Source organism: Gynuella sp., from assembly GCF_050297175.1.
In the GTDB taxonomy this organism is placed as follows: Bacteria; Pseudomonadota; Gammaproteobacteria; order Pseudomonadales; family Natronospirillaceae; genus Gynuella.
Window position 1 is genome coordinate 109,726 of sequence record NZ_JBNKSF010000011.1, and the last position, 16,951, is coordinate 126,676.

11 protein-coding genes are annotated in these 16,951 nt (G+C 47.8%); 4 read left to right on the forward strand and 7 right to left on the reverse strand.

Annotation, left to right across the window (positions count from 1 at the left end; all coding sequences use genetic code 11):
- The first annotated feature begins 10 nt into the window (after nt 1-10).
- Nucleotides 11-1,444 carry an Asp-tRNA(Asn)/Glu-tRNA(Gln) amidotransferase subunit GatB gene (gene gatB, locus ACQY6I_RS04235; protein ID WP_428240225.1) on the forward strand — a complete coding sequence of 478 codons (1,434 nt, stop codon included), beginning with the start codon at nt 11-13 and terminating at the stop codon, nt 1,442-1,444.
- 42 nt (nt 1,445-1,486) lie between these two features.
- Here the strand turns inward: gatB and ACQY6I_RS04240 are convergent, their stop codons facing one another.
- From ACQY6I_RS04240 to hydA, 6 genes are all read right to left on the reverse strand, one after another.
- A complete protein-coding gene (locus tag ACQY6I_RS04240) occupies nt 1,487-2,308 on the reverse strand; it encodes a crotonase/enoyl-CoA hydratase family protein (protein WP_428240226.1) in 822 nt (273 codons plus the stop codon).
- Between the two features lie 319 nt (nt 2,309-2,627).
- Nucleotides 2,628-3,632 (reverse strand): ABC transporter substrate-binding protein, encoded by a 1,005-nt coding sequence (locus ACQY6I_RS04245; protein WP_428240227.1) that lies wholly within the window; start codon nt 3,630-3,632, stop codon nt 2,628-2,630.
- A gap of 93 nt (nt 3,633-3,725) precedes the next feature.
- Nucleotides 3,726-4,685, reverse strand: coding sequence for an ABC transporter permease (locus ACQY6I_RS04250; RefSeq protein ID WP_428240228.1), 960 nt, complete (start codon nt 4,683-4,685; stop codon nt 3,726-3,728).
- The gene (locus ACQY6I_RS04255) at nt 4,685-5,563 is read right to left on the reverse strand and encodes an ABC transporter permease (RefSeq protein WP_428240229.1); all 879 of its coding nucleotides are present in this window, start codon (nt 5,561-5,563) and stop codon (nt 4,685-4,687) included. The genes ACQY6I_RS04250 and ACQY6I_RS04255 overlap by 1 nt, the downstream gene beginning before the upstream one ends.
- Nucleotides 5,564-5,573: 10 nt before the next feature.
- Nucleotides 5,574-6,389: an ABC transporter ATP-binding protein gene (locus ACQY6I_RS04260; protein WP_428240230.1), complete on the reverse strand. Its 816-nt coding sequence runs from the start codon at nt 6,387-6,389 to the stop codon at nt 5,574-5,576.
- 98 nt (nt 6,390-6,487) lie between these two features.
- Nucleotides 6,488-7,930: a dihydropyrimidinase gene (gene hydA, locus ACQY6I_RS04265; RefSeq protein WP_428240231.1), complete on the reverse strand. Its 1,443-nt coding sequence runs from the start codon at nt 7,928-7,930 to the stop codon at nt 6,488-6,490.
- 478 nt (nt 7,931-8,408) lie between these two features.
- Here hydA and ACQY6I_RS04270 point away from each other — a divergent pair, with 478 nt between their 5' ends.
- The 3 genes from ACQY6I_RS04270 (at nt 8,409) to ACQY6I_RS04280 (ending at nt 14,338) form a co-directional block, all read left to right on the forward strand.
- Nucleotides 8,409-9,683, forward strand: coding sequence for a Zn-dependent hydrolase (locus ACQY6I_RS04270; protein WP_428240232.1), 1,275 nt, complete (start codon nt 8,409-8,411; stop codon nt 9,681-9,683).
- A 1,746-nt stretch (nt 9,684-11,429) separates the two neighbouring features.
- Complete coding sequence (locus ACQY6I_RS04275) at nt 11,430-12,092, forward strand: hypothetical protein (protein ID WP_428240233.1); 663 nt, start codon at nt 11,430-11,432, stop codon at nt 12,090-12,092.
- Between the two features lie 554 nt (nt 12,093-12,646).
- Nucleotides 12,647-14,338, forward strand: coding sequence for a hypothetical protein (locus ACQY6I_RS04280; RefSeq protein ID WP_428240234.1), 1,692 nt, complete (start codon nt 12,647-12,649; stop codon nt 14,336-14,338).
- Nucleotides 14,339-14,521: 183 nt separating this feature from the next.
- Here the strand turns inward: ACQY6I_RS04280 and ACQY6I_RS04285 are convergent, their stop codons facing one another.
- On the reverse strand, nt 14,522-16,687 hold the full coding sequence (locus tag ACQY6I_RS04285; RefSeq protein ID WP_428240235.1) for a malate synthase G: 2,166 nt from the start codon (nt 16,685-16,687) through the stop codon (nt 14,522-14,524).
- Nucleotides 16,688-16,951 lie beyond the last annotated feature (264 nt).

Genomic DNA, 16,951 nt, shown 5'->3' on the forward strand with positions numbered 1-16,951 from the left:
GAATATCTGGATGGAATGGGAAATTGTAATCGGTCTGGAAGTGCACGTTCAGCTTTCGACCCAATCAAAAATCTTTTCCGGCTCCAGCATTCAGTTTGGTGCTGAGCCTAACACACAGGCAAGTCTGGTGGATCTGGCCATGCCGGGTACACTACCGGTGTTTAATGCTGGAGCACTAAAAAAAGCTGTAGCATTTGGTTTATCCATCGATGCCGAGATCGGCCGGAAATCGGTCTTTGACCGGAAAAACTATTTCTACCCCGATCTGCCAAAAGGTTATCAGATTACCCAGATGGATTATCCGATCGTGGGTAAAGGTCATGTTGATATCGTGCTCGAGGATGGCAGCACGAAACGCGTTGGGGTCACCCGTGCGCATCTCGAAGAGGATGCTGGCAAATCCCTGCATGAGGATTTTGATGGCTACAGCGGTATCGACCTGAACCGGGCCGGCACGCCACTGTTGGAAATCGTCTCAGAACCAGATATGCGTAGCGCCAAAGAAGCGGTCGCTTATCTGAAAAAAATTCATAGCATCATAACCTATCTCGGTATTTCCGATGGCAACATGGCCGAAGGTTCCATGCGCTGTGACTGCAACGTTTCCCTGAGACCCAAAGGACAAACCGAGTTTGGCACCCGTTGTGAAATCAAAAACGTCAACTCATTCCGGTTTGTCGAAAAAGCCATCAATCACGAAGTACAGCGACATATCGATATTCTTGAGGAAGGTGGCAAGATCACTCAGGAAACGCGGCTGTATGACGCAGACAAAGATGAAACCCGCAGCATGCGCTCCAAAGAAGTGGCCAACGATTATCGCTATTTCCCGGAACCAGATCTGCTACCGGTGGAAATCGATGATGAATTCATCAATGCCATCAAAGGTACCTTACCGGAACTGCCCGATGCCAAGCAGCACCGCTTTATGAGCGAATATGGTCTGCCGGAATATGATGCCATGGTACTTTCCAGCACCCGGGCCATGGCCGACTATTTTGAGACTGTTGCTCAAAAAACCGGCGAAGCCAAACTGTCAGCCAACTGGATTATGGGAGACCTGTCCAAGCATCTGAACAAAGACAGTCTGGAAATCGAGACCTGCCCTGTCAGCGCTGATCTGCTTGCTGGCCTGCTGCAGCGAATCCTGGACAATACCATTTCCGGCAAAATCGCCAAAACGGTGTTTGAAGCCATGTGGAACGGTGAAGGCAGCGCCGATGAGATCATCGACAGTAAAGGCCTGAAACAGGTATCTGACTCTGGTGCCATCGAAAAAATGATCGATGAAGTCATTGCCGCCAATCCCGGTCAGGTTGAACAATACCGCAGTGGCAAGGACAAGCTGTTTGGATTCTTTGTCGGCCAGGTCATGAAAGCTTCCAAAGGCCAGGCAAATCCAGCCCAGGTCAACGAAATTCTGCTAGCCAAACTGAAAGGTTAAGCGATCATAGGGAACCAACGGGTTCCCTTTTTTATAGCCGGGTCATAAAAATGATCGACGCTGCCCAAATGGTTTTTTCGGCTGATCTTTTGCCAAACCATTTTTCATGGCAATCATCTGATTACGCCTTCCCAGCAGTCGAAACTGCACCCAGCGCTCCCAACGCAACGCTTTCCAGGTATCTGCTTTCCAGGTCTTCCGATACAGATATTTCGCTGCTGCCACGGCATCAGGGGACTGTTGGGCAATCTGTTCTGCCAGTGACTGCGCATCTGCCATAGGCTGTTCAGACAAACGACTCACCAGCCCATATTGCAATGCCTCTGCAGCGGGAAACTGCCGACCGGTCATGGTCAATTCCTGGGCGATATCGATACGGGTCAGACGCGACAGCGTCACCATCCCGCTCATGTCGGGAATTAATCCCCACTTCATTTCCATAATGGCCAGATTGGCCGTTGGTGCTGCAATACGATAGTCACAGGCCAGCGCGATCTGCATGCCGGCGCCAAAGCAGTTACCCTGGAGAACACATATAACCGGTATTGGCAGATCACGCCAGCAATGAGCAACCTGTTGAGCCGGATTCTGTTTTCGCCACGGCCACTTCAAAAAAAACCTGGGGACCATCGAAGGATTTTGACTGACAGCGCGAAAGTCCAGGCCGGCGCAAAATGATGGACCTTCACCGGACAATACCACCGCCCGGATATTCCGGTCTTTTCGAATACGTCGCGCAGTGGCAATGATCGCCAGCATCATTGGCATATCCAGACCGTTGTGTTTGTCTGCCCGGTTCAGCGACACATAAGCAATGTAATCACGTACGTCATACAATACACGGGGTTCAGTGGGATCGTTCATACGCACCTCTTTTTTGGAGAGGCATATTTTCATAACAGGTGAAAGGACACTACGATTTTATCCTCATCAGATCAGATCACCGGTTTGGTTAATGTATTCATTTCGATAGCGATTGAAACCAGCCACTGCCTCACTGAATGCAGTGACCGGATTGGGTGATCCCAAAAGACATACAACTCGACTGGGGAAAGAAATTATATCAGCCCCACCATCAAAACATCTCTACAAGCTCAAACACAGCATCCATGCTCTCTTAGGTCCAAAACAAGGTCCACTCATTCCAGACATATCATGAATCACTAAAGATCAACCGACAGCATTACATTGCCATCGCTTTATCAAATACGACGTGGCTGTACGCACCTTCCGGCTGCTTCGTGATCACTGGCGTGGATGCGCTGCCCAGCAGTACGTCCACCGTGCGCTGATAGGCTGCCGGGTCAAGATAGCCGATACCTTTATTGCTGGTACTTAACAGTTTGGCCACCTCTCCCATCATCCGAATCTGATGCTCTTCAGTCTGGGCTCCGGTATCGTCATGCTCCAACACCATCAACGCAGCGTCCTTTGGATTCGCTTTTGCCCACTCCCACCCCTTGATAGAGGCTTTCAGGAACTTCGCCAGCTTGGTCACCATCGCCGGATCATCCAAAGACTTCTGCAATACATACAATCCATCTTCCAAAGTGGCCACCCCTTCATCTTCATACTTGAACAGTGTTAACTCATCGGGTGTCATCCCACCATCAAGTACCTGCCAGTACTCGTTATAGGTCATGGTGGAAACACAGTCAGCCTGGCCCTGGAACAACGGGTCAACATTGAACCCCTGCTTCAACACTTTAACGCCATTTGCACTGCCATCAGTTGCATAACCCAATTTCGACATCCAGCTCAAGAAGGGATATTCGTTACCATAGAACCAAACACCCAGGGTTTTGCCAGCGAAATCTTTCGGTGTTTCGATACCGCTGGATTTCAGACAAGTCAGCATCATGCCGGATTTACCGTAAATCTGAGCAATGTTGACCATCGGCAATCCCTTTTCACGAGTCGCCAGGGCCGAGGGCAACCAATCCACAATAACATCTGCACCTCCACCCGCGAGCACCTGAGCCGGCGCAATATCCGGGCCTCCCGGTTTAATGGTGAGATCCAGCCCTTCATCTTTATAAAAACCTTTGTCCAATGCCACATAATATCCAGCAAACTGCGCCTGTGTGACCCATTTAAGTTGCAGGGTCAATTTATCCGCTGCCAGCGTCACTGCACTGGATGCCATCAAGACCATGCCGGCCACAAACGAAACCAGATTATTTTTCATTATCTCTTCCTCTCAACAAGCTCAATGATAAACTGCATCGGTAGTCGTTTTCTGATGCGTTCCCCTGCACAGGCTTTTCATACCTGACCAGAATTAATGCTTTACTCCGCGTATCGACGGATGCCAGAAAGTTATCACCCTCTCTAACAATGAAAGCAAACCATAACTGGCAGAACCTGCCAATGCAGCTACAAGGATCGTGGCCCATACCATATCCATATTCATACGTCCCACCTCAGTGGAAATTCTGAATCCCATGCCAACAATCGGAGTACCAAAAAACTCAGCAACAATAGCGCCAATTAGTGCCAACGTTGAATTCAGCTTGAGGGCATTAAAAATAAATGGCATTGCCTGGGGCAGTTGATTTTTAAAAAAGATATGGCTCTTTTTTGCCGCATAAGTACGCATCAAATCAGCATGTAGAGGGTCGACCGATTGTAATCCGGCAACAGTATTAATCAGCATTGGAAAAAAAGTCATAATTACGACCACTGCAGCTTTTGAAGGCCAATCAAAACCAAACCACATCACCATAACCGGGGCAATACCAACAATGGGAATAGAAGACATGAAGTTCCCAAACGGCAATAAACCGTTCTGCAAAAAACGACTGCGCACTGCCAGCCTGGCCGCCAGAAATCCAGATCCGCAGCCAATCACATAACCGGCCACAACTGCTTTCAGATAGGTTTGCTGGAAGTCTGCCCATAATAACGGCAAGTTGTTCCAGGCCGCGGTTACGATCAATGTTGGTGCAGGTAATAGCACCAATGGCACATCAAAGCCGCATATCAGGGACTGCCAGACCAGTAACAACATAAATGCGAAAATCAACGGTACAGACAATTTTGATACTTTAGACAAAAACCCGCCAATATCATTCATACGGGTTAATCCGGACAACAAAAACCATGACAACAACAGAGCCAGGATCAACACAACCAACAAGCCCATGTGGCGATTATAAAATCCGTTTTCCAACGTCACGACGAAAAATACCTGCAAAGCAATCAGTATCACTGCAGCCATTTGCCTGATCGTAGATACCATTACTTCTCCCCTCTTCTCGCCAGCACTCGCTTTTCGGTAAAGCCTACTAACCAGACCAATAGTGATCCAAGCAAAGCGGACATCAACAGCGCCGACCATATCTGTACTGTCTGACCATAGTACGAACCACTGAGCAGCCGTGACCCCAGTCCCCCCTGTGCACCTGTGGGCAACTCACCGACAATGGCACCCACCAGTGACGAGGCAATGGCAACTTTTAAGCTGGCAAACAAATACGGTTGCGCAGCAAACCAACGCAGCTTCCAGAAAACCTGCCGGGCACTGGCGTTATATGTCATCATTAGTTCCATATGCATTTTATCTGCTGCCCTGAGACCCTTAACCATTCCTATCGTGACTGGAAAAAACGAGAGATACATGGAAATAAGCGCCTTGGGAATCAATCCGGTCAGATTAATTGCGCCCAGTACCACAACCACGATAGGTGCAATCGCCAGAATAGGTATCGTTTGCGAGGCAATCACCCAGGGCATTAGGCTGGCCTCCAGAGTCCTGTTGTGAACAATACCAATAGCGATCGTTATTCCCAGAAGAGAGCCCAGTACAAACCCCAGCAAGGTGGAGTTCAAAGTGATCTGCGCATGATAGAGCAAAGATCTTTTGGAGGTGATTCTGGTCTGAAATACACTTTTGTAGATCTCCGCCAGTACCTGATGCGGGGCAGGCAAAGAAGGACGTTTGATCGCGTAAGCCTCAGAAAGGATCTGACTGTAAGTCCACGATTGCTGGCGACGCTCCTTGTTTTTGATCAATTGATTACCATTCAGTATCAACGCTGCCAAATACCAAACAATCGTTAACAAGATAAAGATAGTGACCACTGCCAGCCATTGTTGTTTATACCATTGACCCGACATAACTCCCCCGCTAGTCAATTTGATGATCGGTTGCCAGCGCGGCTCTGATTTCTGCCGCTAACGCATGGAAATCATCAGAATCACGCAGTTGCAGACTTTTCTTGCGAGGCAATGAACTCTTAATCACCTTAGTGATCCTTCCCGGCCTGGGAGACATCACTACGATATGGGTCGATAGCAATACAGCTTCCGGGATGGAGTGGGTCACAAAAACGACGGTCTTATGGGTTTCCTGCCAGATCCGTAATAACTCCATATTCAAATGATCACGGGTTATTTCGTCCAGCGCCCCAAATGGTTCATCCATTAACAATAACTCTGGTTCAATACACAGTGCTCTGGCAATTGACGCACGTTGCTGCATACCTCCAGAGAGCTGCCAAGGGTATTTCTTATGGAAGTTCTGCAACCCAACCATCTGCAAATACTTATCAATCTGTTTCTGTTGACGGGCTTTGGGCTGGGCGGAAATCTCCATCGGCAACGCACAGTTATCCGCAATAGTGCGCCAAGGGAACAACGCGGGAGCCTGGAAAACATAACCGTACATTCGATTAAGCCGGGCATCTTCCGGCGATGTTCCATCGACCTCAATGGTACCGGTAGTAGGGTGTTCGAGATCAGCAATAACCCGTAACAGAGTGGTCTTGCCACAACCAGATGGACCAATAAAAGAGACAAAGTCCCCTTCATGTATATCCAGATTGATATCTGACAGCGCATTGACCGGGCCATCGTTGGTGTTAAAGATCAACGAAAGATTCCTGACACCAATCATTAACCGGCCAGACTTCGTCTCCACAGGAACCTCATTATGTTTATGCATCTCTATATTTTCTGCGTACATCGCGCGTCTCAATTCGTATATCGATCATCTGATTATCGAAGTATCCAATATGCCTTCCGAACCGGTATTCGTCGTGATCAGCCCCGCTCAACAGCAGTTGGTTTCATCATGTCATTGTATTTCTTAACGGCATCGTAAATGGACGGAAAGGCCGGTCGCTTAATGTACTTACCCGCACCTTCCTGCACGCGCAACTCGCCGTCTTTGTAAACCAGATTTCCCTGACTGATGGTGTGGCTCGGAGCCCCGGTAACGGTTCTGCCTTCGAAAATATTGAAATCCACATTCTGATGATGCGTACTGGCCGATATGGTGTGACTTTTGGCCGGATCCCAGATTACCATGTCAGCATCCGCTCCTACCGTAATGCAACCCTTACGCGGATAAATATTGAAAATCTGTGCCGCATTGGTGGACGTAACTTTGACAAACTCATTCACCGACAATCGCCCGGAATTAACCCCGGCATCCCAGAGCACCATCATCCGGTCTTCAACACCGGCGGTGCCATTTGGAATTTTGGAAAAGTCATCTTTGCCGAACGCCTTCTGATCAGCACAAAAACAACAATGATCAGTGGCTGTCGTCTGTAAAGTTCCCCCCTGCAATGCTTTCCATAGTACTTGCTGATGCCCTTGAGGACGGAACGGTGGGCTCATAACATGAGCCGCGGCAAAGCCCCAGTCTTCGTGCCGATAAACACTGTCATCCAATTCCAGGTGACCGGCCAGCACTTCACCATATACTCGTTGACCTTCGTGTCGGGCACGGGCAATTTCATCCACGGCCTCTTTACAGGATACATGTACCATGTACAGAGGCACCCCCAGGGATTGGGCTATTCGAATCGCCCGGTTAGCGGCCTCACCTTCAACTTCTGTCGGTCGCGACTGCGGGTGTGCTTCTGGTCCGGTTATACCCATGGCCAACAATTTACGCTGTAAGTGATACACCAATTCGCCGTTTTCGGCATGAACTGTTGGCATGGCACCAAGCTCCAGGCAGCGGTTAAAACTGTTCACCAGAGTTTCATCTTCAGCCATAATGGCATTTTTATAGGCCATAAAATGCTTGAAGGAATTAACACCTTCTTCATTAACCAACCGCCCCATATCCTGATAAACAGATTCATCCCACCAGGTGACGGCAACATGAAACGAATAATCAGAAACCGAGCGTGATGCCCATTCACGCCAGATCTGATAGGCGTCCATGAGAGGTTGTTGTGGGTCTGGAATCACAAAATCGATAATGGTCGTGGTGCCGCCCGCAAGTCCGGCCGCGGTGCCGGTATAAAAATCTTCACTGGCCACCGTTCCCATAAAAGGCAGTTGCATGTGAGTATGCGGATCAATTCCGCCCGGCATGACATATTGACCGGATGCATCAACAACTTCAGTACCGGCAGGCACTTCCAACTCGGCACCAACCGCCAGAATTTTTCCGTCTTCACAATACACATCAGCATTAACCGTCTGATCGGCATTTACGACTTTACCGCCTTTAATCAAAATACCCATTTACCTGCCCTCTTAATCATTGACGGCGACAATTGCCTGACCCGAATACGGGGAAGACATCTGATGCACCGTATAAATGTTTTGTAAGAATGCCTTGCTTCAATGCAATAGATTGACCAATCGGACAGGAGTTGTGTAAAAAATTTATAACCGTTTGTTTATAAAGATTTTTTTACAGAGTCAGCAAAATAATCCGCAGACCATGCATTGGATATTCCGGAAAATCAGAACAGACTATGTGCACACAGTCGGGGCCAGAGCTTTCCATTTCAGTGCAAAAGATCAATTGGTTATGGCAATACCTTTGTTGATCGACAAAAACGCACCCTAACTTTTTAGTTATAAAACAAATAGTTAATTATTTTTTTAACAACTCCTGTCCGACTGGTCAGATCATTGCATCAACAACATACCTTTCAGACACGTGGTTCTGTCATGTCATTGATGGCAGCCACCCTCCGATAACAGCAGGTGACATATGAAAGCGTTAAAAGTGAATGGTGATCGACTGTGGGACAGCCTGATGGAAATGGCCAAAATCGGTGCGACAGAAAAAGGCGGATGTCGCCGTCTGGCACTGACAGACCTCGATAAACAGGGCCGGGAACTCTACATAAAATGGGCCGAGGAAGCGGGCTGCACTGTCAAGATTGATCAAATCGGCAACATTATGGCTACTCGTCCCGGAGAGGATCCTAACCTCGCCCCGGTAGGTACCGGCAGCCATCTGGATACCCAACCTTCCGGCGGTAAATTCGATGGAGTCTTTGGTGTTCTGTCTGGCCTTGAAGTGGTGCGACGTATGAATGACCTGGGCATCAAAACCCGTCATCCGATTGAAATTTCCGTCTGGACAAATGAAGAAGGTTCGCGCTTTGCGCCCGCCATGATGGGATCAGGTGTCGTATCCGGCCGCTTCACTCTGCAAGAGATTCTCGACAAAACCGATGTCGAAGGTATCCGCCTTGGAGATGAATTGGAACGGATCGGATTTGCAGGTGATACACCTGTCACAGGACGGCAATACCATGCCTTTTTCGAAACTCATATCGAGCAGGGTCCTTATCTGGAAGCGGAAGACAAACAAATCGGCGTAGTCACCGGCGGCCAGGGACAACGCTGGTACGACGTTGTGATCAATGGCCGCGAGTCCCATGCCGGCACGACACCGATGCATTTGCGCAAAGATGCATTGATCACCGCATCGCAACTGGTACTGAAAGTCGAGGAAATTGCCAAGGCGCATAAACCCGGTTGCGGTACCGTTGGCTTTATGCAGGTGTCACCCAATTCACGCAATACCATTCCCGGCCAGATTTCCTTCAGTATTGACTTACGCCATCCTGAAGATGATCAACTGACCGCAATGGGCACAGAACTGCAAGCAGCGGTCGCGGAACTGACAGCCACCAGCGGCAGCGATATTGATCTCAAGCAAATCTGGTATTACGCACCCATTCCATTTGACAGCGAATGTATTTCTGCGGTTCGCAGTTCAGCCGAAGCACTGGGCTATAGTTATATGGACATCATTGCTGGTGCCGGCCACGATGCCTGTTATGTATCAGACTTCGCACCGACCAGCATGATTTTTACCCCTTGCTTGGATGGTATCAGCCACAATGAAATTGAAAGCACCACTAAAGAAGAGTGTGAAGCAGGCTGCTCGGTGTTATTGAATGCCATATTAACCATGGCAGGTGACGTTAAAGCCGAGGAAACATCCGTGACGAAGGAAACTTTGGACGCCTGATTCCCAGAAAATGTGTTCCAAGGCGGACTCCTGTCCGCCTTCCGTATATGGGCTGCGATCGTATTGCCCATGATCATATCCGATGATCAGCACTGATGCCCGGATGCGTTTAGTTCTCCTCCTTTTGGGGTATGAAAAACCTTATATGTCTCTCAATGATTGTCTGAGCCTGTGTGATCATTCAGATTGATCAGAGCCGTATGCGAAGCATTGGAATTGGGTTTACCATTCACCTCAGAAGACTCCCAATTATTAGCCGGACAGGAGCATTATGTTGCGTATTGTCATGGCGGTAAGAAAACCTTGTTTTGGCGAATCATGTACTGCTGATATCACGTTCCAACTGCCATGGTATTCGAAGATCTGAAATGATCAAACAGCGCACAGTCCTGTCCAGTGTCGTGTCTCAAATAAAACGGATATTTAAATGGGCCGCCGAATTCACTTCGCAACTCTACGTTAAGTTCAGCAAACGGCGTCCCACTCTTCGAGAAGCCCTCAAGACGCCCACCGCTTCGTTCCGGTTTTTGACAAGGGAATGACCATTGTCTGCGAGCTGCGCGTTGCTGTGGACATCTTGAGGTGCTTGTTTAATATAGGTTTTATTCAAGGCACTACATGAGTAGTCCTTTTCCGGGAAGCTATACGCTTTCCTAACCTTTATCACCTCACCGAAAAATAGTCTCCCCCCCCAAAGCATTGGGTGCACCAGTCAGCCGAGGACGATTGACGATTAAAGAAGCGGGTTGATTATTACTAGCACTCACCCACAATCTGCTGCAAATTGTCGTATTCAAACGATGGAATTTATTCATAATTTCATGTGCCCGAAGCGGGCTGAAAATGATCAATCCCATATGGTTATCGATTGAAGTGTTTTAAAAAAAAAGAAACACTAAAATACTGATTCTACTGCTAATTGGTGAGAAGCATTCAGATAATCCACATACCATTAAAACGTACTCTGATGTTAACCTGACAAGCTATATTCCCGTACTTAAGGACCTAAGGAGTCACTTAAAAATGGCCCATTTTCGCGCAGGACTTTGTCAGCACCATCCAAAGGTGACATTCTCTTTAATCCTCATTTACACCAGTAAACTGTGCTTTTGCGAGCGGTGCTTTCTAAACAGGATAAAAACCATTTCTATTTTTAATATCTATGCTAACTTTTTGAACATTGCAGCGCTGTTTTCATACCGGATTTAATATTTATGACTTTTGTCTAAATGACATATAAAGAATATGACCTGCTTTCGAGAATTCTGGTCAAGCGATTTCCAAAAGACAGACAAAATAACATCATCCATGTGCGATAAAATTTTCTCCCATTTCCGCTCAATAAAATGGTATCTAATACCCCAATATGTCTTGTCTACGGATTCAATCAAAGTTACCAACGGGTCCGATCTGTACCTGTACAGCGAAGATAGACACACAACTGGAGTATTACTCATTGCCAATCAACTCATAACGGTCTCCGAGCACACTGGCAAGCTGCTTGCCTACGAACACGCACCGATTCTGGAGCGCGTGCCCCGCATTCACAGCCGCAATGAATATGCCTTACGGCAATTACAATACTACCCCGGCGCGGGAAATTTCAGATCAGGTTCCAATTATCTGTCATTGGACCGCAGCTTTATCGTTTTTATCTCAACCAAAACATTCTACTGAGATCTCTCAGTAACTGCGTATATGTAATGTCACCTTACTGTATCAATGAAAATGAACTGGAAAGTATCTATGACTGTATTACAAGATCCGCTGACTATCTCCGGAATGATGTCTGCCAACAAAATATTTGAATTCCCCGTCAAGCAGTTTTTACAGCAGTTGATCATGGACAGTACCCAGCATGCGCGATTTTTAAATATGCTCGCTATGCTCGAACATATGGGCAGCCGTAAAACAACAGCCATTCAAGCAGTTAAACCACAACGAATGAGCGAAGACATACTCAAACACCTGGCTGGAGAAGTGCAACATGCCAGTTTCTTCAAACGCCAACCACAACGTGCAGCCGGGTATGATATGGAAGGTTGGAGGGACGACAATACCATGGCCAGAGTTCCAGCACTGATGTACTTCGGCCGCCTGGATGCAGGTATCTCAAATGTCGTCGGTCCATCCTCCGCCTACAACTGGGTATCTCTGATCATTGAGCTCAGGGCCTGTTGGTTATATCGGATTTATCAACAGACATTGGCAGAATCAGATGATCATCTGTCATTAAAACCGCTACTCGCTGTAGAAAATCATCATCTACAGAAAATGTATACTGCCTGTGGCGAGAACATTGATCAGCTCAAACATCTAAGCACTTATGAAAGCGGGTTATTCAGAAAACTGTGGGACAAAATCATTACCAGTATTGAACTGCCCTATGAACCTGCTATGCAGATCTGACGGAGATGCAGCAGCAATGCTTCTCTGTTCTGTATATCAACACGCAGTTATTTCCAGCACGCGCATATTTATAGACCCTAATAGTAAGAATCGCTTATATGGTCAGTTTGTTTACGGCGAAAAAGAGCCTCTCCCCGATAATTATATCGCTGCACCGGATATGGACACCGTTGCATAAACCTGACATCGGTTATTAGCCAATAACGAATGCCCCCCTAACCATCCAACACATATCCCTGTTGATTTTATAAACAAATTATCCCGCCTTTCCTTAAGCACCGTTTCTGTCAGAACCAAAAAATATGATGACGATGTACTATTCTGACAAAACATTGATCCAGATTAACAGTCGTATACCTTTATCAAATGTACCCGACTAAATAAGGATACTTAAATTAGAAAGTCCAAATATTATAAATATTGGAGTGTTATGACACGCGGCATAACCAACCGATGGGCCATAACCCTTCCTGTCAGGAAATCACCTGAACGTTCGAATGTTATTGCTCAGGTGGATTTCATCATCCAAGGATTTTATACCAAGGAATCAAACTATGAGTACATATCTCGATAACCTCTTCCATCTCCGATACGCTGGGATATTTTGTATTTTGGCCCTGGCTTCCACCGGCACTCAGGCCATCGTTGACAGCAACAGTAATGGCTTGGTTGACATCAACACTCTGCAAGATCTTTATAAGATCCGTTACAATCTCGAGGGTACGGGTATGACCGACGCCTCCGGCAACACAGACAGCAGTGGTTGCCCAAGTGGTGGCTGTTTCGGTTACGAGCTGACAAAGGACCTGAATTTTGATACCAACGACAATGGTATTACCAGCGATGATTTGTATTGGAACAATGGTGCAGGCTGGGATCCGATAGGCTCTGCAGAAGCGCCATTCAACGCCGAATTCAATGGTCATCATCACACCCTTTACAACCTCTATATTAATCGTACCGGCGAGGACAATATCGGATTGTTTGCTGCTATGGGCAACGGGAGAATCTACGATCTAACCATTGAGGGATCCAATAGAAATGTCTCTGTGGCCGGTAACAATAATACCGGAGTGTTGGTTGGCAGCCTGCTGTCTCTGGACGATGAACAGATATACACGTTTGCTTTAGAGCATAACATCATTTCCGGCAATGTCTCTGGTGGCAATAATGTCGGTCTGCTGATGGGCAGTCTTCGTTCAATGGCTAATTATGATGTTCATCAACTTATCGTTACCGGTAACCAACTGAGCGGTAAAGTAAACGGTCGCGATCGGGTGGCCGGTGTGGTGGGTTACATCAATGGCCCAGACCTTAACAGTTTTACCGGGTTGACAGCCTCGATATCAGACAATCAGGTGTCTGCACTTATCAGCGGTGACAATTATGTCGGCGGCCTGGCCGGCCATATCAATGTCACACAGCAATATAACTGGGGTGACAAAACTTCCATGACCTCTAACAGTATCTCCGGAACCATCACCGGTACTCTAAATGTTGGTGGTATGATCGGAGGCCTGATCGCAAATCAATACAATGCCTCAGCCAATGTACTGGATAACATTTCCACAGCCGCTGTTGATGGTGACGGAAATCTCGGTGGCCTGATCGGCTACGTGGAGTCAGATGGCAATTTCCCAAGCGTTGTCATCGCTCACAACTCAGCCCATGGTAACGTCAATGGAGCGCGCAGAAATGTCGGCGGCCTGATAGGCCTGATTTTGATTGCCAATGCCAGCTCAATCGATACTTATCAGAATTATGCAACCGGTCAGGTCAGCGGTTCCCGATCCGTCGGCGGATTAATGGGCCACATACATTCTTTTTCATCGTCCTGGCCGGACGTCGTCACCAACGTTACCGACAGCTTCGCGTATGGCAAAGTCACCGGTACCGCCATGGTCGGAGGCCTCATTGGCTACATTGATGAGGCTTATCTGAGTATCTATGTCAGTAACACTTACTCTATCGGACAAGTGAATGGTCAGTCCGATACTGGTGGGCTGATCGGACGTATCGACTCCCTGGGAGACTATTTCGGAACTGACATGACCAACGTCTCAGCTAGCTTCTGGGATACTCTACGCAGCGGCAAGTCAACCAGTGCAGGCGAGGAGACGGGTTATAATACCCGAATCTTAAAATGCCCTACCGCACCGGGTGAGTGTGCATCCGGTTTGTATTCTGGCTGGAGTACAACTATCTGGGATTTTGGCACTTCCAGTGATTATCCTGTGTTGAAATAATTCAGATCCACCATGTATGGCAACGTTTGTTGCCGGAATGACTAGCAGGTTGTTGATGTTCGACGGACGTTGTGAATATGGCGTTAAAATCAATAGCTTGCCAGACAACAACCAAAGAGGTCAGCACGACCTCTTTGGTAAGCGCCCATATAATTTTTTCGCCATCATAGACAGCACACCCCCTCAACCAGCCTTTACTTTGCGGCGATAGGCATGCAGCAATGGTTCGGTATAACCACTGGGCTGGTCTTTACCTTTCAGCACCAGATCGCAGGCCGCCTGAAATGCATAACTGGCTTCAAAATCAGGTGCCATTGGCCGATAGGCAGGATCTTGCGCATTCTGCCGGTCTACCACTGCAGCCATGCGTTTCATGGTGGCAATCACCTGTTCTTCACTACAGACACCGTGATATAACCAGTTAGCCATATGCTGGCTGGAAATTCTCAGGGTGGCGCGATCCTCCATCAAGCCAACATCATTGATATCAGGCACTTTTGAACAACCAATCCCTTGATCAACCCAACGCACCACATAACCCAGAATCCCCTGAGCGTTGTTATCGAGTTCCTGCTGGATGTTTTCAGCGGACAAACCTGATACATCACTAAGCACAGGAATGGTCAGAATGTCATCCAGAGAGGCCCGTTGACGATCTTTTATTGCCTCTTGCTTCGCCGCCACATTGACCTGATGATAATGAAGGGCATGCAGCGTTGCCGCCGTGGGCGATGGAACCCAGGCGCAATTTGCACCCGCCTGCGGATGAGCCACTTTGGTTTCCAGCATCTGACACATTTCATCAGGAATCGGCCACATGCCTTTACCGATCTGAGCCCTTCCCTTCAGACCGGTAGCCAGACCGATATCCACATTCCAGTCTTCATAGGCTTTGATCCAGGGCTGTTGTTTCATCAACGTCTTGCGAATCATCGGGCCAGCCTGCATGCTTGTGTGAATTTCGTCGCCGGTACGGTCCAGAAATCCGGTATTGATAAACACCACCCGATCTCTGGCAGCGCGAATACAGGCTTTCAAATTCACCGTGGTGCGACGCTCCTCATCCATGATGCCAACCTTAATGGTGAACCTTGGCAATTCCAACACATCTTCAACTCTGCCAAACAGCTCATTAGTAAACGCCACTTCTTCGGGACCGTGCATTTTAGGTTTAACAATGTAGATGCTGCGGGTTTTGGAGTTGCGATATTTACCGAGCCCTTTGATATCATGCATGGCAATCAATGAAGTAACCATGGCATCCAATATGCCCTCGGGAATTTCCCGGCCATGCTTATCCATCACCGCATCAATGGCCATCAGATGACCGACATTGCGCACAAACATCAGACTGCGTCCCGGTAATCTAATCGTCCGTCCATCGGCAGCAGTATATTCGCGATCAGGGTGTAATACTCGGGTCATCATCCGCCCACCCTTGTCGAAGGTATCCTGCAGATCACCATTCATTAATCCCAGCCAATTACGATACACCACGACTTTATCATCAGCATCGACTGCGGCTATGGAATCTTCACAATCCTGAATCGTGGTCAGCGCCGCTTCCATAAGAATATCTTTGATACCTGCTGGATCACTAGCGCCTATCGGACTCGATGGATCAATCTGAATTTCAAAATGCAGCCCGTTGTTCCGCAGCAATATCGCCACCGGATGATCAACAGCCCCCACATACCCTACAAATTTCCGCGGGTCTTTCAGATCCACAGTGACACCATCCACCAGGGTGACCAATAAATTTTCATCTTCAATGTGGTAAGCCCGGGCATCATTATGACTGCCGGAGGATAATGGCACAGCCTGGTCCAGAAAGGACCGGCCAAATTCGATGACACGCGCGCCTCTTACCGGGTTATAGGTAGTGCCTTTTTCTGCTCCACCATTCTCAGAAATTACATCCGTTCCGTATAACGCATCATACAGACTCCCCCAACGGGCATTGGCTGCATTCAATGCAAACCGGGCATTCATTACTGGAACCACTAGCTGCGGACCGGCCATAACCGCAACTTCAGGATCAACATTTTCGGTACAGATATGGAAGTCATCCACTTCCGGAAGCAGATAGCCGATCTCTTCGAGAAAGTTTTTATATGCGGATAAATCAACACTGTCATGTTGCTGATGATACGCATCTATTTTTGACTGTAATTCGTCACGCTTTTCCAGCAAGGTTTTGTTTTTGGGCGTTAAGTCTTCGACCACGGTTTCGAGTTCGGTCCAGAACCTGACCGCATCAACGCCAGTACCGGGAATCGCCTGCTCATTGATAAAATCGTACAGCACCTTTGCGACTTTCAAGCCGCCAACTTGAACCATTTCCGCCATAACTCAGCCTCGTTTCTGGTATTTTGAACCTATGGAACTTCTGAATAATGATCTGTATTGCCAACACGACTCAGAAGCACCCTATTAACCTTGACATGCAAACCGCCTGTCCTGAACGATCCGAAAGTCATTTGCCAATTTCCGGCAATTTTCCATATATTGATGTGTGCGGAATGTCGTGGAGCAATCTATCCATGATTTCGCTCGCTGATTGAAACTCCATTGATTCCCCCGCACCTTCACCAATGACCAGACCAATCTGCT